Below are 16,892 nucleotides of genomic sequence, written 5' to 3'. Positions count from 1 at the left end.
GCCGGCGGCGCCGGCGGGCCGTTCACGTCGCCGGCAGCGCGCGGCGGCGGACCAGCAGCCGGGTCGGCACGATGCCGGCGACCAGCCCGAGCAGGCCGGTGCCGCCGATCACCGCCGCGTACCCCGCCGGGGCCACGACCGGGTGCCAGTGGCCGTCCTGGGCCAGCCCGTACGCCCCGACGACGACCGTGGTGACCGCCCACCCCAGCGCCAGCCCGAGGCAGACCGCGATCAGCGTCTCCCGTACCGCCATCGCGTGTACCTGCCGGGCGGTCGCGCCGGCCAGCCGCAGGTCGGCGAACTCCCGGCGGCGGGCGATCGCGGCCATCGCGAACGCGTTCGCGACCGAGATGGCGATGAACCCGAGCAGGATCGCCGTCAGCGCGTCGAACGCGGCCTGCTGCGTCTCGATGCCTCGGGTGGCGACGGTGCGTTGCGCCTCGATGACGGTGAGCTGCGGGTACTGGTGTCGCACGGTCTCGGCGAGCCGGTCGTCGCCGCGCAGGTAGAGCGCGCCGACCAGGCCGCGCGGGTCGTGCGCCGCGACCAGCGCCGCCGGCAGTACGACCTCGCCGAACCCGGCGACCCGCTGGTACACCGCGTCGATCCGCAGCGACGCGGTGCTCGCGTCCGGCAGCCAGACGGTGACCCGGTCGCCGACCTGCCACCCCTGCCCGGCGGCGAGGTCGGCGCCGACGGCCATGCCGGTACCCAGCCGTCCGGCGGTGACGTCGAGGTCCAGGGCCGGCGCGCCCGTGGCGTAGCGGCCCTGCGCCGAGTGGTGTTCGGGCTTCCCGTGGTCGTCGATCATGATCGTGCTGGGCAGCGTGGCCGCGACGCCGGTCGCCCCCGGCAGCCGGGCCAGCCGCTGCGCGACGGGCAGCGGTACGCCGCTGCCGGCGCGCGGCGCGAGCTGCCAGTCCGCGCCGGCTGACCGCTGCGCCTGCTGGTGCTCCGCCACCTGGCCGGTCAGCGTGCTGGTACCCAGCAGCGTCACGGTGATCGCCACCATCAGCGCGAGCGGCAGCGCGACCGCGGCGACCCGGCGGGGCTGGGTGCGGGTGGTGGCGGCGGCGAGCCGGCCGGTGGCCCCGCCCCGGCCGAGCACCGCGCCGAGCGCGGTGCCGAAGACCCGGGCGAGCAGCGGGCCGGCGGCGGCGATCGAGCACATCAGCAGCGCCGCCGAGACGAAGCTCATCCCGATGCCCATGTTCGACCGCAGCGGGACGAAGACCAGTACCCCGATGCCGCCGGCCGCGGTCAGCACCGCGGCGACGATCCGGAACGCGACGCCACCGGCCGGTGCGGTGACGGTCTCGCGGAGCGCCTCGGTCGGCGCGATGGTGGTGGCCCGGCGCGCCGCCAGGGCACCCGAGACCACGCTGATCGCCACGCCGGCGGCGACCGCGGCGAGCAGCACGCCGACGTTGACCCGTACCGGGAACTGGGCTGGCACCACGCCGACGTCCCGGAACCGTTGCGCGACGGCGTCGGCGGCGAGCGCGCCGCCGACCGCGCCGGGTATCCCGGCGACCAGGCCGACCAGCGCCGTCTCGACGCCGAGCAGCCGGCGCAGCTGGGCCGGGGTGGCGCCGACGGTACGCAGCAGCGCGAGTTCCCGCAGCCGCCGCCGGGCCACCAGCGAGATCGCCCCGACCAGGACGAACACCGCGGTGAACCCGGTGACGCCGAGCATGATCCCGAACACCGAGACGGCCCCGACGTAGCTGGTGGTGGCACCGGGCAGGTCGGCGGCGATCCGCTCGCCCCGGTGAACACCGACAGCCCGTCCGGTACCCGGCCGTCCAGCCGGTGCGCCAGGGTGCCGGCGGAGACGCCGGGCGCGGCGAGGACGGCGACCGCGGTCGGCCCGGTGAGCCCGGACACGGCGGCCACCGCGTCGTCGGCGACGAACACGGCACCCTGGTTGGCCAGCGCGTCCGCGCCGGCCGGCGCGGCGATGCCGGTGACCCGCAGCCCGTGCGTACCGGTCTTCGTCGACACCGTGACCCGGTCGCCGGGGTGCGCGCCGAACGATGCGTCCAGCACCACGCCGCCCCGGGTGGGCGCCGTCCCGGACCGCAACCGGTACGGGGTGAGCGCCGCCGACGACCAGCCGTGCCCGACGACCGCCGAACGGTGCGGCCCGGACACCGGCCGGCCGGCGACGGCGAGGTCGACCGGGAACGCGGTGTCGGCCACCGTGCGAGCGACCCCGTCGGTACCGGCCAGCCGCCGGGCCAGGCCGGCCGGCAGCACCGCGGCGCCGGTCAGCGGTTTCGTCTTCGACTTGACCTTCGTCTTGTCGCCCTTGCGGGTCACGGTGCGCAGCGTCACCGACCGGTCCTTCGCCACCATCGCGGTGGCCGCCGCGAACCGGTCCGGCCCGGGGCCGGCGGTCAGCGCGGAGAACATCAGCAGCCCGCTGACGGTCAGCAGCCCGACGGTGAGCAGGACCGCCAGCAGCGACCCGGCGAACCCGCCGAGCCGGTGGCGCACCGAGGCGATCGCGAGGGTCCTCATCGGGCACCCGCCACGGTCGCGCTCAGCCGGGTCATCCGCGCGGTCACCTGCTCGACGTCCGGGTCGGCGAGTTCGCCGGCGAGCCGGCCGTCGGCGAGGAACACCACCCGGTCGGCCCAGGCCGCGGCGGCCGGATCGTGGGTGACCATCACCACCGCGGCGCCGAACTCGTCGACCGACTGGCGCAGCAGCGCCAGCACCTCCCGGCCGGTACCGAGGTCGAGGGCGCCGGTCGGTTCGTCGCCGAAGATGACGTCGGGCCGGGCGGCGAGGGCGCGGGCCAGCGCGACCCGCTGCTGCTGGCCGCCGGACAGCTGGACCGGCCGGTGGTGCTCGCGGCCGGCCAGGCCGACCCGGGAGATCACCTCCCGGGCCCAGCGCCGGTCCGGCCGCCGGCCCGCCAGCCGCTGCGGCAGCAGCACGTTCTGCCACACGGTCAGCGAGTCGATCAGGTTGAAGGACTGGAAGACGAAACCGACGTGCGCCCGCCGGACCTTCGTCAGCTTGGGCTCGCGCAGCGTGCCGATGTCGGTACCGGCGAGCAGCACCCGGCCGCTGCTGGGCCGGTCCAGGCCGGCGGCGCAGTGCAGCAGCGTCGACTTCCCGGACCCGGAGGGCCCCATCACCGCGGTGAACGTACCGGCGCGGAACGCGACGCTCACGTCCCGCAGGGCCTGCACGGCGGTACCGCCGGGGTAGGTGCGGGACACCCCGGACAGCTGCACCACGTCGGTTGCTCGTGTCGTTGCCTTGACCATGCTCTCAGCCTCGTCGCGGCGGGGCGCCGGCAACACATGGCGACCGTGGAACTTGCCGGTAGGGCCATCCCTACCCTCGGCGCGGCGTTCGACGACACGGCCTAGGGTGTTGCTTCGTGGCGCCGCGGGCGCCGCGGCCGCCGGGTCCGCCGGGGCCGCCGGGTCCGCCGGGTCCGCCGGGTCCGCCGGGGCGTCGAGGCGCCGGGACCGCCGGGATCGCCGGTGGCGTCGGTGCGGCGGGGACCGCCGGGTGGCCGGCGGCGCGACATCCCGGGGTCCAGGGCGGAGTCGGGTGACGGGAGTGGGCATGGATGCCGAGGAACGCATCGCGCGCGGGATGCTCTACACCGAGAGCGATGCGGCGTTCCTGGCCGATCGGCGGCGGGCCGACCTGCTGTTCGAGTACAACCGGACGCCACCGGGCGCGGTCGACCGGCGCACCCAGCTGCTCGGCCGGATCCTCGGCTCGGTCGGCCGCAACCCGGTGGTCGCGTCGCCGTTGCACGCCGCGTACGGCAGCAACGTGCACCTCGGGGACGACTTCTACGGCAACGTGAACCTGACGTTCGTGGACGATGTGGAGATCCGGATCGGCGACGGGGTGATGATCGCGCCGAGCTGCACGCTGACCACGACCGGGCATCCGGTGCATCCGCAGCTGCGGCAGGACTACAACCGGTTCTCCGAGCCGATCGTGCTGGCGGACAAGGTGTGGCTGGGCAGCAACGTGGTGGTGCTGCCCGGGGTGACCATCGGGTCCGGGGCGGTGATCGGCGCCGGTAGCGTGGTGTCGAAGGACGTGCCGCCGATGGTGGTGGCGGTCGGCGTGCCGTGCCGCCCGGTCCGCGACATCACCGACGCCGACCTGACCCAGCGCCAGCCACCCGGCCTCGGGTAGCGCTCCGGACCGGGGCGGCTGGCACCGGCCGGCCGGCGAACGTGCCGCCGCGCCGCGACGGAGCCAGCTCAGTCCACAGTGGACTCGGGCACCAGGGTGCCGAGGTCCGCACCGAGGGCGCGAAGCCGGTCGAGGATCTCGGGGTCGGCGTCCAGGCCGGTGGCGGCGCCGAGCGAGACCACCGTCGCCGCGTACTGCACGACCAGGTCGAGCGAGTCGGCACTCATCGACACCGTGCAGCGGTCCGGGCCGAGTTCGGTGACCTGACCCGGTACGGACAGGTACACCCGGCTGCGGACGGCGTCGGCCGGCAGCGCCACCGCGACCCGCGCGGAGTAGCGGTAGCGGGCGCCGGCGAACGACCGGGCCAGGTAGCTGGCGGCGTCCGGCGCCGGCAGCGTGCGCCGGGCGAACCGGTGCCGGGTGCCGCGCGGGGCGTCCACCCGGTCCAGCCGGAAGGTGCGCCAGCCAGCCCGCTCCGGGTCGTACGCGACGAGGTACCAGTTGCCGCGCAGGGTGACCAGGTGGTGCGGCTCGACCCGGCGCCGGCCGGGCGCGCCGGACCGGCCTCGGTAGTCGAACGTGACGATCTCGGTGTCCCGGCACGCCGCCGCGAGCGTCGCCAGCACGTCCGGGTCGGTACCGGTGGACTGCCGGTGCGGCACCGCCGCCACCGTGTCGGCCAGCCGGGCCAGCTGCGGCCGCAGCCGGGCCGGCAGCACCTGGGTCAGCTTCGCCAGCGCCCGCGCGCCGACCTCGTCGATGCCGGGTACCGCGGTGGACAGGGCGAGCGCGATCGCGACCGCCTCGTCGTCGTCGAGCAGCAGCGGCGGCAGCGCCGGGCCGGGTTCCAGCCGGTACCCGCCGGCGGTGCCGGTGCTGCCGGCGACCGGGTAGTCCAGCTCGCGCAGCCGGCTTATGTCGCGGCGCAGGGTGCGTTCGGTGACGCCGAGCCGGGCGGCCAGCTCCCGGCCGGGCCACTCCCGCCGCCCCTGCAGCAGGGACAGCAACCGCAGCATCCGGCCCGGCAGCTCGCTCCGCGGCGCCCGCTCGCCGGTGCCGGGTGGGCGGCGCCCGGTGGCGCAGTCCGGCGCGCGTTCGCTCATGTGACCCAGGTTGCCACGCGTTCCGGACACGTTAAGACCGGAAGGGTGCTTAGCGTGGCCGGCATGATCGATGTGACGACACTGCGTGATCAGGCGCGCGGGCCGGTGTTGCGGCCCGGTGACGACGGTTTCGACGCCGCCTGCGGCGGTTTCCAGCTCCTCGACCCGCACCGCCCGGATGCGGTACTGGTGGCGGCCGACGAGCGCGACGTCCGGGTCGCGGTGAACTTCGCCGCGGAACGCGGGGTGCCGCTCGCGGTGCAGGCCACCGGGCACGGCCGCAACGTGGGCCTGGACGGCGGCCTGCTGCTCGCCACCGGCGCGCTGACCGCGGTACGGGTCGACCCGGCCGACCGGACCGCGTGGGTGTCGGCCGGCGCCACCTGGCGGCAGGTCATCGACGCGACCGCGCCGTACGGGCTGGCGCCGCTGTCCGGCAGCTTCCCCGCGCTGGGCGCCGTGTCGTACACCCTCGGCGGTGGCATCGGCCTGCTGTCCCGCCGGTACGGGTTCGCCGCCGACCGGGTCCGGCAGCTCGACGTCGTCACCCCGGACGGGGAGCTGCGGCACGTGACCGCCGACACCGAGCCCGACCTGTACTGGGGGCTGCGCGGTGGGGGCGGCAACCTCGGCGTGGTGACCGGGATGCGGATCGAGCTGCTGCCGGTGGCCCGGGTGTACGGCGGCGCGCTCGCCTTCGATGTGGACGCCGATCCGGGTGTTCTCGCCGGCTGGTGGCGGTGGACCCGGGACCTGCCGGACGAGCTGACCTCCGCGGTGAGCATGCTCGGCTACCCGGACCTGCCGGTGTTTCCGGCGGCGCTGCGCGGCCGGCACATCGCCAAGCTGCAACTGTGCTGGTGCGGGCCGGCCGAGCAGGGGGAGCGGCTGATCGCCCCGCTGCGCGAACTCGGCGAGTGCGTGCAGGACAGCGTCGGCGAGCTGCCGTACGCCGAGTCGGGGTCGATCTTCGCCGAGCCGGAGCGCCCGCACCCGTACCGGTCCAGCCCGGTGCTGCTGTCCGCGCTGGACGCGGACCGGCTCGACGCGCTGCGCCGGGACGCCGGCGCGGCGCCGGTGATGTGTGTGGTGGGCATCCGGCACCTGGGCGGCGCGATGGCCCGGCCGCCGCGGGTGCCGAACGCGGTCGGCCACCGGGACGCGGCGTACCTGCTGTCGGTGCTGTCGCCGGTCGATGCGGACGCGGGCACCGTGGCGGACACCCATCGCCGGCTGACCGCGCCGTGGCAGCCGGACGCGGTCGGCCGGCCGCTCAACTTCAGTTTCGGGCCGCTCGCGCCGCGGGAGGTCCTGGCCGGCTTCGACGAGGCGGCCCAGCAGCGGCTCGCCGAGCTGCGGGCCCGCTTCGACCCGGCCCACACCCTCCGCCCGCACCACCCGATTCCCACCCCCGGTAGATGTCGCCCCGGTTGAGCCGCTCGGTAGACGTCGTCCCGGTTGAGCCGCTCGGTGGACGTCGCCCCGGTTGATCATGGTGTTATCTCGCCGTGAAAGCGCTTTCCGTGCGGATGACACCATGATCAACGCGGGCCGGGCGGGCCGGGCGGGCCGGGCGGGCTGGGCGGGCTGGGCGGGCTGGGTGGGGTTGGGTCGGCGACGGCGGCGGTGAACTGGGCGGCCACCGAGGCGACCGCGGCGCGCAGCTCCGGCCCGCCGACCACCCGGAAGCCGAACGGTGAGGTGGACAGCCATTCCCGGGCGTACATCCGCGGGTTGCTGGTGCTGCCGACCAGCACGCAGCCGTCGCCGGCCGGCTCCAGCCGCCCCATCGGTGGCCGTACCCAGGAGGCCACCTGGTCCAGTGGGGCGTCGAACTCGACCCGGGTGTCGTACTCCCAGCCGATGCCGAGGTTCTCCTCCAGCGCGGCGACCGGGTCGAGGTCGGCGGGCGGCTCGAACCGGTACCGGGTCTGCTCGACCGCGCGGATCCGGTCCACCCGGTAGGTGCGCACGGCGTTCGCCCGGTGTGAGCGGCACAGCAGGTACCACTTGCCGTACCGGACGACGACCGCCCACGGGTCCACGTCGGTCTCCCACTCGTTGCCGGACTCGCTCCGGTACCGCAGCCGGACCTGGCACTGCGCGGCGGACGCGGTGACGAGCGCGCTGGTGGTGACCGGGTCGGGGCGGGCGGCGTGCCGGTCCGGCGTCGCGGCGGCGTGCGCGCGCAGCGCCGCGGCCTGCCGGCCGACCCGGTCCGGCAGCACCCGGATGACCTTGGTGAGCGCGGCGCCGATCCCGTCCTCGCCGGCGGCGGCCGCGGGCTGCCCGTCCAGTACCGCCATCACCAGGCCGAGCGCCTCCTCCTCGGTGAACACCACCGGGGGCAGCCGGGCGCCGCGGCCGAGCCGGTACCCGCCGTAGGGCCCGCGGACGGACTCGACGGGGACGCCGGCCTCCCGGAGGATCCCGACGTAGCGGCGCGCGGCGCGCTCGGTGACGCCGAGCCGGGACGCCAGTTCGTCCGCGGTCACCCCGGGGCGTTGGTGCAGGATCTCCAGCGCGAGCAGGGCGCGCGCGGTCGGGCTCAGCTGGGCGGGCACCCGAGCAGGGTAGCGAGAACCGGCAGCTCATCGTCCGGAACCTGACCTACCGTGACGGCACGCGGGGGTAGGCACGGCGCCGACCCGTTCGACGAGAGGTCGGTGCGGAGATCGTCGGCACCCGGCCAGCAACGGTTGTGAAAGGAACTCGCTGATGGACATCGTGCTCGTGGCCGGCCTCTGGCTGGACGGCTCCGCCTGGGACCAGGTGGTACCGGAGATCGAGGCGCTCGGCCACCGTCCGGTGCCGGTGACGCTGCCGGGCCAGGGCGACGGCCGTACCGACGCCACGCTCGACGACCAGGTCGCCGCGGTACTCGCCGCGGTGGACGCGGCCGACGCGCCGCCACTGGTGGTGGGGCACTCCGCGGCCACCTCGCTGGCCTGGCTGGCCGCCGACGCCCGGCCGGAGCGGCTCGCCGGGGTGGTGCTGATCGGTGGCTTCCCGAACCCGGACGGCGAGAGGTACGCCGACTTCTTCGAGCTGCGCGACGGCGCGATGCCGTTCCCCGGCTGGGGGCCGTTCGAGGGCCCGGACTCGGCCGATCTGGACGAGCCGGCCCGCCGCCGCTTCGAGGCCGCCGCGATTCCGGTGCCCGAGGGGGTGGCCCGGGGTGTGGTGCGGTTGACCGACGACCGGCGGTACGAGGTGCCCACCGTCCTGGTGTGTCCCGAGTTCAGCCCGGCGCAGGCGCGGGAGTGGATCGACGGCGGCGACGCGCCCGAGCTGGCGAAGGCGAAGCGGCTGGCACTGGTCGACCTCGACGCCGGCCACTGGCCGATGTTCAGCGCCCCCGCCGCCCTGGCCCCCCTCCTCACCACCCCCACTCCCTGAGCACCGGTGCCTCGGTTGATCATGGTGCCCTCTACCCGGAGAGCGCTTTCCGACCCGGATAACACCATGATCAACAGGGCTGGGCGGACCCAAGGGGCGGGGAATCCGGTCGTGGTGGCGGGCCGGGGTGGCCTAATCTCCCGCCATGCCGACCGAGCTGCCACGACACGCCGCCGATGTCCGGGACACCGTGCAGGCCGTCATCGACCGCATCGCGCTGATCCCGGACGACGGCTGGGAACGGCCGGCGGCCGACCTGGACTGGTCCTGCCGCGAGACGGCTGCGCACATCCTCGACGACCTCGGCGGGTACGCCATGCAGCTGTCCGGCGAGCGCGGCCACGGCGACTCGTACACGCCGCTGGTCGAGGGGGTGCAGCCGCGCCCGGACGGGCCGCCGTTCACCTTCTGGCCGGAGGAGGACGGCGGCACGCAGGCGATCTGCCAGTGCCTGGACGCGGTCGGCGGCCTGCTCGTCGCCGTCGTCGCCACCGCCCCGCCGGACCGGATCGGCTGGCACCCGTACGGCAACCCGGACGCGACGGCGCTCGCCGCGATGGGGATCACCGAGACCGCGCTGCACGCGTACGACATCCTGCGGGCGCACGGCATCGACCACCGGCCGGACGAGGCGATCGTCGGCCGGGTGCTCGACCGGATCTTCCCGAAGGCCGCGCGTACCGGCGACGCCTGGCACGACCTGCTCACCGCCACCGGCCGCACGGCGGACACCCGCGGGGTCAGCTGGCGGTGGGACTCCTCGGTCCGCTCCTGACCGCGGCCGGGCAGCCGGACTTCCGGCTGCTGGCCGACCGGACGCCGCCGGCCCACCAGGCCAGGACGGCGCAGCCGGCGAAGGCGGCGCCGAGGATGCTGGAGCCGCGCCAGCCGGCGCTCGCGTACGCGGTGGTCGTGGTCGCCGCGCCGAGCGCCGAGCCGAGCGAGTAGAAGATCATGTACCCGCCGACGACGGTGCTGGTGCGGTCCGGGTGCGCCGCGGTCAGCGCGTGCTGGTTGCCGACGTGGACGACCTGGACGGCGAAGTCGAGCGCCAGCACGCCGGCGCCGACCAGCCAGAGCGACCACGACGCCTGGCCGAGGGCGAGCCAGGCGCCGGTGAGCAGGGCGAGCGCGCCGCCGGTGACGGGGCCGGTGAGGCCGCGGTCGGCCCAACGTCCGGCCCGCGCGGCACCGAGGGCGCCGGCCAGCCCGGCGATGCCGAACAGCCCGATCTGGGCCGTGCCCAGCCGCCACGGGGGCGCGGCGAGCGGCAGTGCGAGGCCGCTCCACAGCGTGCCGAACGAGGCGAAGAGGAAGAGCGCGACGAGCCCGCGCGAGACGAACAGCCGCTCCCGGAACAGCCCGCCGAGCGAGGCGAGCACTTCCCGGTACGTGGCGCGCTCGGTCCGCGGGTCGGCTGGCAGCAGTCGCCGGACCAGGTATGCCAGGGTGAGCAGGAGCGCGGCGAGCGCGAGGTAGCTGCTGCGCCAGCCGGCCACCGATGCGAGCGCCCCGGCGACCACCCGGGCACCGAGGATGCCGACGACGACGCCGGCGGTCACCGTACCGAGGGTGCGGCCGCGGTCGGCCGGGGTGGACAGCGCCGCTGCGTAGGCGACGGTCGTCTGGACGACGACCGCGAACAGCCCGGCGACCCCCACCCCGGCGAGCAGCAGCCAGGTGCGGGTGGCGACCGCCGCGACCGCCACGCCGGCGGCGGCCAGTACCAGGTGGATCACGATCAGCCGGCGCCGGTCGACCATGTCCCCCAACGGAACCAGCAACGCGAGCCCGGCCAGGTAGCCGAGCTGGCCGGTGGTGACGATCCAGCCGAGTTCGGCGTCCGGCAGCCGCAGGTCGGCACCGATCTCGGCGAGTACCGGCTGGGCCGCGTACACGGTCGCGACGGCAGCGGCGCAGGTCGTGGCGAACAGCAGCCGGCGGCCGGTGGTGAGCCCCATCCGCCCTCCAATCGGTAGCAGTTTGCAACCGATGGGAACGTACGGCAAGATGGTTTCAAACAGCAACTCTTTCCGGAGGTGTGATGGCCCACCCGAAGGTCGGCGCCGCGGACCCGGCATGGACCGACCCGACCTGCCCGGTCGCCCGCACCCTCGACCTGGTGGGGGACCGGTGGAGCCTGCTCGTCGTCCGGGACGCGATGGACGGTGCGCGCTCGTTCACCGACTTCCAGCAGCGCACCGGCATCGCCCGCAACATCCTCACCGACCGGCTGCGCCGGCTGACCGCGCGCGGCGTGCTCGACCGCCGGCCGGCCCCGTCCGGGAAACGGCCGGTCTACCTGCTCACGCCGGCCGGGCGCGACCTGTTCACCGCCATCGTGGCGCTGCGGCAGTGGGGCGAGCGGCACGCGTTCGGCCCGGACGAGGCCCGTTCCGTCCTGGTCGACCAGGACGGTCGACCGATTCCGGAGCTGCGGCCGACGACCTCGCGCGGCACCCGTGCCGGCCCCGACACCACGACCGTGCGCAGGCCCTCCTGACGCGGCTCGGTTGCCGGCGCCCTGCGGGTACCAGCGGATGCCGCCGGTCCGCGGGGCCACCGGGCAGCTGCCCGATCCCCCATTGCTATGGCGAGTGGAGACGTCATAGCAGCTCGCTGTGGCTGGTACACTCGTCAGAGCAGAGAAGGGTGAGTGCGATGGCGGGGTACCGGATCGATCGGCAGATCACCGAGTTCGGCGAGCACGTGCGTGGCTGGCGCATGGTCCTGAACCTGACGGCTCAGCAGGTGGCCGAGCGTTCCGGTATCACGCGGGACACCCTCCGCAAGATCGAGACCGGCGACCCGAGCGTGAGCTTCCGCAGCGTCGCCCAGGTCCTGCGCGCCCTCGGTGTGTTGGGCCAGGTCGTCGATGCGATCGACCCGCTCGGCAGCGACATCGGGCGACTGCGTGCCGGCGCCCTCGCGAAGAAGCGTGCGCGGTGACCACCATCGAGGTCCTCGTCGGCGGGCCCGGGGCCGCCAGGCTGGTCGGGCAGGCGCATTTCACTCGCACCCGGGGCCAGATTTCCACGACCTTCCTCTACGACCCCAGCTACCTTGCGGCTGGCGGCATGAGCATCGACCCGGCTCTGCCCCTGGTGTCCGGCGCACAGCACCAGAGCGGGCTCGTCGGCGCCTTCGGCGACAGTGCGCCGGACCGATGGGGCCGCAACCTCGTCGAGAAGGCGGAGCGCGCGCTGGCCCGCGAGGAGGGCAGGGCGCCGCGTCGCTTGGACGACCTGGATTTCCTGCTCGGCGTCAGCGACGACACCCGCCAGGGCGCGCTGCGCTTCCGCCTGCCCAGCCACGACGACTTCCTCGGCAGGCCTTCGCGTGTCCCCCAGCTCGTCTCACTTCCGGAGCTGCTGCACGCTTCCGACGAACTGGCATCCGACGACGACCCGTCCAGCGCCGTCGAACAGCTTCTGGATACCGGGACGACAGGGTTGGGTGGCGCCCGCCCGAAGGCTTCCGTGCGTCTCGAGGACGGGAGCTTGGCGATTGCCAAATTCCCGCATTCCAGTGACGGCTGGGACGTCATGGCGTGGGAGGCGACGGCGCTGGACCTCCTGGAGACCGTGGGGATCCGCACGCCGCAGCGCCGGCTGACGTGCGTGGGAAAGCGCAGCGTGCTGATCCTGCGCAGATTCGACCGTACGAGTGCCGGCGACCGCATCGGCTACATCAGTGCGATGACCGCGACGGGCTCCGTCGACGGTGAGCACCGGGATTACGTCGATGTCGCCGAGGCGATCCGGGATCTGTCCTTCTCGCCGAAGGAGGATCACCACGAGCTCTACGACCGCGTTGTCGCCAGCGTCGCGCTGGGTAACACCGACGACCATCTGCGCAACCACGGGTTCCTCGCGACACGCGGCTACTGGATGCTGAGCCCGGTGTTCGACGTGAACCCGAACCCGGACCCCTGGCGGGCCCGCTCGACGTCGATCATGGGGGCCGACGCACCGCCCGACGAGGTCGACGGCCTGCTGTCCCTCGCCGACGACTGCAGCCTGACCCTTGGCCAGGCCCGGGAGAGGATCGGCCGCATCGCCTCGGCTCTGACCGGCTGGCGCGAGCAGGCGCGCAGGAACCGGATTGGTGAGCACGAGATCGCCATGATGGCCGAGTCGATCGAGCCGCGACTGGAAGCGGTCGCCGCAGCGGCCTGACGGTCGCGCGGCGCACTCGCCCGGCGCAACGCCCCCGCCCTGCGCGTCGAGCACGGAGTTGTGGCGGCGTGTTGCCGGCGACTCGCCGTATGCAAGTCCATGCGCGACCGTGGCTGCGGCCCCGACTCCATGATCGGCAGTGCTCGCGTCGGCCGGTCAACCGGCGCCGAACCAGCGGTGCAGCTGGTCGAGCAGGCCCGCCTGGTCGGCGCCGGCCCAGGCGACGTGGCCGTCCGGGCGCAGCAGTACGGCGGGAGCCTCCAGCTCGGTGCTGCCGTCGACCACGTGGTCGACGCGATCGGCGCAGCCCTCGACGGACAGCCGCCCGGTGCGGTCGAGCAGCAGCCCGCGGCCGTCGTGCAGCAGCTCGTAGAGGCGCCCGCCTGCCAGCGGGACGTCGCGCAGCCGGCGGCCGACCAGCGCGTCGTCCGAGCCGAAGTCGTACCGGATGCCGACCGCGACGAGCTTCTCGATCAGGTACCGGTGCACGTCGTCGAACTCCATCAGTTCGGCCAGCAGCCGGCGTACCGCCTGCGGGCCCGGTTCGGTGGCGATCAGTTCCATCTGCGCGCGGGTGGTGGTCAGCACGTCGGCGCCGACCGGGTGCCGTTCCGCGTGGTAGCTGTCCAGCAGCCCGTCCGGGGCCCAGCCGGCGACCGCCGCGGCGAGCTTCCAGCCGAGGTTGACCGCGTCCTGGATGCCGAGGTTCAGCCCTTGGCCGCCGATCGGCGGGTGCACGTGCGCGGCGTCGCCGGCCAGGAACACCCGGCCGGTCCGGTACCGCTCGGCCTGCCGGGTGGCGTCGCCGAACCGGGACAGCCACCGCGGCGAGTGCACCCCGAAGTCGGTACCGGCCACCGCGCGCAACCGTTCGCGGAACTCGTCGAGGGTCGGCGGCACCGACCGGTCCTCGACCACCTCGGCGGCGGGTACGACGACCCGGTAGTGCCCGTCGCCCATCGGGCCGAGGCCGAACCCCTTCTGCGCCTGCCGGATCTCGGCCACCACGCCTGCCACGGTCTCCGCCGGGGCGGTCACCTGCATCTCACCCAGCAGCGTGTCGTGCGCGCTGGGCTCGCCGGGGAAGCCGACCCCGAGCAGCCGGCGTACCGTGCTGCGCCCGCCGTCGCAGCCGACCAGGTACCGCGCGCGCAACCGGTCGCCGCCGGCGGTCTCGACCTCGACGCCGTCGTCGTCCTGCCGAAGCCCGACGACCGCACAGCCGCGACGGATCTCGGCGTCGAGCTCGACGGCGCGTTCGGCCAGCAGCCGGTCGACGGTCGGCTGCGGGATGCCGAGGACGTACCCGTGGGCGGTGTCCAGCCGCGGCGGAGTGGGGCCGCCGAGGCCGGCGAAGTACCCACCCAGCGGCGACTTCTTTCCCAGCGCGAGAAACCGTTCCAGCAGGCCGCGCTGGTCGAGTATCTCGATGCTGCGGGCGTGCAGCCCGAGGGCACGCACCACCGTGGTCGGCTCGTCGTCGCGTTCCAGTACGACGACGTGCACGCCGTGCAGCCGCAGCTCGCTGGCGAGCATCAGTCCGGTCGGTCCGCCGCCGGCGACGATCACGTCGATCATGAAACTCCGTTCGGGCAGCATCGATCTCCGGTGCGTTCCGCACGGAACGCGCCGGAGCGGGTGTCGGGGGTGGACGCCGAGTGTGCACCACGAACCCGCCCTTGCCGCAAGCCCCCCACCAGGAGTTACGGTGGTAATGGCGGGGATGTCCGGCGCCCGTTCCGGTGGTGTTGGCGTCGGCTCGGCGTCGCGGTGAGTGCCGGTGCTCGTTGCCGTTGGCTCGGCGTCGCGGTGAGTGCCGGTGCCCGTCGGCGTTGGCTCGACATCGCGGCCGACCGTCCTCGTCGGAACCACGAACGGCAGCGGGTGCGACCGGCCGGCCAGTGCACAGCGACCCGGGCGGTGGCGCCGTGGCGGTTACCGTGAGCGGATGGAATTCCGGGACTTCGGTGCCAAGCGGGTGATCCGGCAGCCGTCGATCGACGCCGACGAGCTGGCCGAGGCGACCGATCCGCTGGACGGGGAGCTGGCGCTGACCGCCGCCGGCATCGAGCGGGCCGACGCGGCCGGGAGTACCGCGGACGGCGAGATCTCCGGGTCGCTGCTGCGGGCGGTGGACGTGTCCGAGTCCCGGTGGGGCCCGCTGGAGCTGACCGACGTGGCGCTGCGCGGCGCGGACCTGTCCAACGCCGAGTGGGCGCCGGTGACCGCGCGCCGCGTCGAGGTCGTCTCCTGCCGGGCGACGGGCTGGCGGCTGTCCCTGGCGCTGGCCGCCGACCTGTACGTGGCGGACACCCGGCTGGACTACGCCGTCGTACGGATCGACCGTACGAAGGGGTTCGTGGTGTTCGAGGGTTGCGCGTTCGGCTCCGCGCAGCTCGGCGGTGACCTGCGCAACGTGCTGTTCGTGGACTGCGAGCTGGACGGCGTCGAGTTCGCCGCGACCGCCGCCGCCGGCTGCGACCTGACCGGATCCCGGATCGCGGGCGCCCGCGGGCTGCACTCGTTGCGCGGCGCCCGGATCAGCCCCGAGCAGGCCGCCGTCGCCGGCGCCCAGCTGGCCCGCGAGGCCGGCCTCCAGGTGAGCGCCGACAGCTGAACGGACGCGCGCCTCCCGACCGTGCGGCGGTCCCGAGGCGCGCGTGCGGCCGGTGGTGTCAGGGCGATTTGACGGTGTCGGTGAAGGCGCGGAACGCGGTCGGCTGGACCAGCAGCACCGGCCCGTCCGGGTCCTTGCTGTCCCGGATGGCAACGACGCCAGGCAGGTTGTCCGCCACCTCCACGCACTGACCACCGTTGTTCCCGGATCGGCTGCTCTTGCGCCACGTGGCGCCGCTCAGATCTCTCATGTCTCGTACTCCTTCGCTGCCGTGGCCATCATGTCCCGACTTGCGGCGGGGTCCAGCGCCCGGGTGTCGATGTCCCGCCACATCTGCCGGTACGACTTACGTTGGGCCGCCTTGTCGAGGTACAGCGCGCCGGTGCGGGTGTCGTGATAGACGACGTCCGGGACGAGGCGGTCCGGAAACCGGAGGTACGTGAAGCCGGCCAGCATCGCAGCGTGCACGCCGACCGAGAACGGGAGCACTCGCACAGTCACGTTGTCTCGGTGGCTGACGTTGATGATGTGCCGGAGCTGCTCGGCCATGCTCGTCGGTCCGCCGACCGGCCGGCGGATGACAGCCTCGTTCAGAATGACGTGGAGTCGAGGGGCTTCTTCCCCGGTCAGCCGTGCCTGCCTGGCGAGGCGCAGGTCGACGTGCCGTTCGATCTCCTCGTCGTCGCCGTTCGCGTCAGCAGTGCTCATGACGTCATAGGCGTAATCGTGGGTCTGCAGCAGGCCGGTGACGAGTTCGGGTTCGTAGATGTCCATGCTCTCCGCGTAGGCCTCCATGCCCGCGAACAGCTCGAACCACTCAGGGATGACGTCCCCGTAGGAGTGCCACCAGCCGGTCTTGGTCGTCTCGCTTGCCAAGGCGGTCAGCGCCTTCGCGAGACGCGCCGGTGCCTGGTAAATCTGGCAGAGAATTTCGACGTCGGCCCGGCGGCTCGGCGACTTCCCCGTTTCCATCCGGTAGATCTTCGACCGGCTGAAACCGGTGCGCGACTCGATCTGCGCGGTCTTGAGCCCGCTCTGTTCGCGGAGTTTTGCCAGCTCACGGCCCAGTCGCCAGCGCGGAACCGTCGAACCCGTATCGCTGTCGATCACTGCCTCGACCTCCTCTCCCTGTGCCGCCGTGACACACCGGTCTGCACCGCTATGACACACGATGATGTGTCACGACGCAACACAATCCATTTCGGCATTCAACAGATGGTCCCACATGAGTTGCCATGACTCGTTGCATGAACGCCGCTTGTGGGGCAATACTGCTGGTTGTCGGCGACGAGCGGTGAGCCTTCGATTCCGGTGCGCATCGCTCAGCCGTACGACGGCCTGCCGCCGTACCCGGTGGGTCGCAGAGAAAAAGAGTGGGGGCGCGGTGCCTGCTTGCCGGCCGCACCGCGCCCC

General features: G+C 73.9%; 16 protein-coding genes. 8 read left to right on the top strand and 8 right to left on the bottom strand.

Going from position 1 to position 16,892, the window contains the following annotated elements; translation table 11 throughout:
* Positions 1-22 precede the first annotated feature (22 nt).
* Both Athai_RS29740 and Athai_RS29735 read right to left on the bottom strand, forming a co-directional pair.
* Positions 23-1,696 (bottom strand): FtsX-like permease family protein, encoded by a 1,674-nt coding sequence (locus Athai_RS29740; RefSeq protein ID WP_203964548.1) that lies wholly within the window; start codon positions 1,694-1,696, stop codon positions 23-25.
* An 823-nt stretch (positions 1,697-2,519) separates the two neighbouring features.
* Positions 2,520-3,281, bottom strand: a complete 762-nt coding sequence (locus Athai_RS29735; protein ID WP_203964547.1) for an ABC transporter ATP-binding protein — start codon at positions 3,279-3,281, stop codon at positions 2,520-2,522.
* A gap of 307 nt (positions 3,282-3,588) precedes the next feature.
* On the opposite strand from Athai_RS29735, the gene Athai_RS29730 reads away from it, so the two are divergent.
* Complete coding sequence (locus tag Athai_RS29730; RefSeq protein ID WP_203964546.1) at positions 3,589-4,179, top strand: sugar O-acetyltransferase; 591 nt, start codon at positions 3,589-3,591, stop codon at positions 4,177-4,179.
* A gap of 68 nt (positions 4,180-4,247) precedes the next feature.
* Here Athai_RS29730 and Athai_RS29725 read toward each other — a convergent pair whose 3' ends face one another.
* The gene (locus tag Athai_RS29725) at positions 4,248-5,285 is read right to left on the bottom strand and encodes a helix-turn-helix transcriptional regulator (RefSeq protein ID WP_203964545.1); all 1,038 of its coding nucleotides are present in this window, start codon (positions 5,283-5,285) and stop codon (positions 4,248-4,250) included.
* 63 nt (positions 5,286-5,348) lie between these two features.
* On the opposite strand from Athai_RS29725, the gene Athai_RS29720 reads away from it, so the two are divergent.
* A complete protein-coding gene (locus Athai_RS29720; RefSeq protein WP_203964544.1) occupies positions 5,349-6,719 on the top strand; it encodes an FAD-binding oxidoreductase in 1,371 nt (456 codons plus the stop codon).
* Between the two features lie 107 nt (positions 6,720-6,826).
* On the opposite strand, the gene Athai_RS29715 is transcribed toward Athai_RS29720, so the two are convergent.
* Positions 6,827-7,849, bottom strand: a complete 1,023-nt coding sequence (locus Athai_RS29715; RefSeq protein WP_203964543.1) for a helix-turn-helix transcriptional regulator — start codon at positions 7,847-7,849, stop codon at positions 6,827-6,829.
* A gap of 154 nt (positions 7,850-8,003) precedes the next feature.
* Between Athai_RS29715 and Athai_RS29710 the strand changes: the two genes are divergently transcribed.
* Both Athai_RS29710 and Athai_RS29705 read left to right on the top strand, forming a co-directional pair.
* Positions 8,004-8,684, top strand: coding sequence for an alpha/beta fold hydrolase (locus Athai_RS29710; protein ID WP_203964542.1), 681 nt, complete (start codon positions 8,004-8,006; stop codon positions 8,682-8,684).
* Between the two features lie 145 nt (positions 8,685-8,829).
* A complete protein-coding gene (locus Athai_RS29705; RefSeq protein WP_203964541.1) occupies positions 8,830-9,459 on the top strand; it encodes a DinB family protein in 630 nt (209 codons plus the stop codon).
* On the opposite strand, the gene Athai_RS29700 is transcribed toward Athai_RS29705, so the two are convergent.
* Entirely contained in the window at positions 9,425-10,645 is a 1,221-nt protein-coding gene (locus tag Athai_RS29700) for an MFS transporter (RefSeq protein ID WP_203964540.1), read from the bottom strand. The genes Athai_RS29705 and Athai_RS29700 overlap by 35 nt on opposite strands.
* A gap of 83 nt (positions 10,646-10,728) precedes the next feature.
* Here Athai_RS29700 and Athai_RS29695 point away from each other — a divergent pair, with 83 nt between their 5' ends.
* The 3 genes from Athai_RS29695 (at position 10,729) to Athai_RS29685 (ending at position 12,862) form a co-directional block, all read left to right on the top strand.
* A complete protein-coding gene (locus Athai_RS29695; protein WP_203964539.1) occupies positions 10,729-11,187 on the top strand; it encodes a winged helix-turn-helix transcriptional regulator in 459 nt (152 codons plus the stop codon).
* Between the two features lie 158 nt (positions 11,188-11,345).
* Positions 11,346-11,633: a helix-turn-helix domain-containing protein gene (locus Athai_RS29690; protein ID WP_203964538.1), complete on the top strand. Its 288-nt coding sequence runs from the start codon at positions 11,346-11,348 to the stop codon at positions 11,631-11,633.
* Entirely contained in the window at positions 11,630-12,862 is a 1,233-nt protein-coding gene (locus Athai_RS29685) for a type II toxin-antitoxin system HipA family toxin (protein ID WP_203964537.1), read from the top strand. Before Athai_RS29690 ends, Athai_RS29685 begins: the two co-directional genes overlap by 4 nt.
* A 156-nt stretch (positions 12,863-13,018) precedes the next feature.
* On the opposite strand, the gene rox is transcribed toward Athai_RS29685, so the two are convergent.
* Complete coding sequence (gene rox, locus Athai_RS29680) at positions 13,019-14,440, bottom strand: rifampin monooxygenase (RefSeq protein WP_203964536.1); 1,422 nt, start codon at positions 14,438-14,440, stop codon at positions 13,019-13,021.
* A gap of 370 nt (positions 14,441-14,810) precedes the next feature.
* Here rox and Athai_RS29675 point away from each other — a divergent pair, with 370 nt between their 5' ends.
* Positions 14,811-15,479: a pentapeptide repeat-containing protein gene (locus tag Athai_RS29675; RefSeq protein ID WP_203964535.1), complete on the top strand. Its 669-nt coding sequence runs from the start codon at positions 14,811-14,813 to the stop codon at positions 15,477-15,479.
* A 58-nt stretch (positions 15,480-15,537) separates the two neighbouring features.
* Here Athai_RS29675 and Athai_RS29670 read toward each other — a convergent pair whose 3' ends face one another.
* Together Athai_RS29670 and Athai_RS29665 are read right to left on the bottom strand one after the other, a co-directional pair.
* Positions 15,538-15,729: a DUF397 domain-containing protein gene (locus Athai_RS29670; protein ID WP_203964534.1), complete on the bottom strand. Its 192-nt coding sequence runs from the start codon at positions 15,727-15,729 to the stop codon at positions 15,538-15,540.
* Positions 15,726-16,589, bottom strand: coding sequence for a helix-turn-helix domain-containing protein (locus tag Athai_RS29665; protein ID WP_203964533.1), 864 nt, complete (start codon positions 16,587-16,589; stop codon positions 15,726-15,728). Before Athai_RS29665 ends, Athai_RS29670 begins: the two co-directional genes overlap by 4 nt.
* Positions 16,590-16,892: the final 303 nt, after the last annotated feature.

The sequence above is a fragment of the Actinocatenispora thailandica genome, from assembly GCF_016865425.1.
Classification (GTDB): Bacteria; Actinomycetota; Actinomycetes; order Mycobacteriales; family Micromonosporaceae; genus Actinocatenispora; species Actinocatenispora thailandica.
The sequence above is the reverse complement of the archived record's forward strand: the minus strand, read 5'-3'. Positions and strand labels throughout refer to the sequence as shown.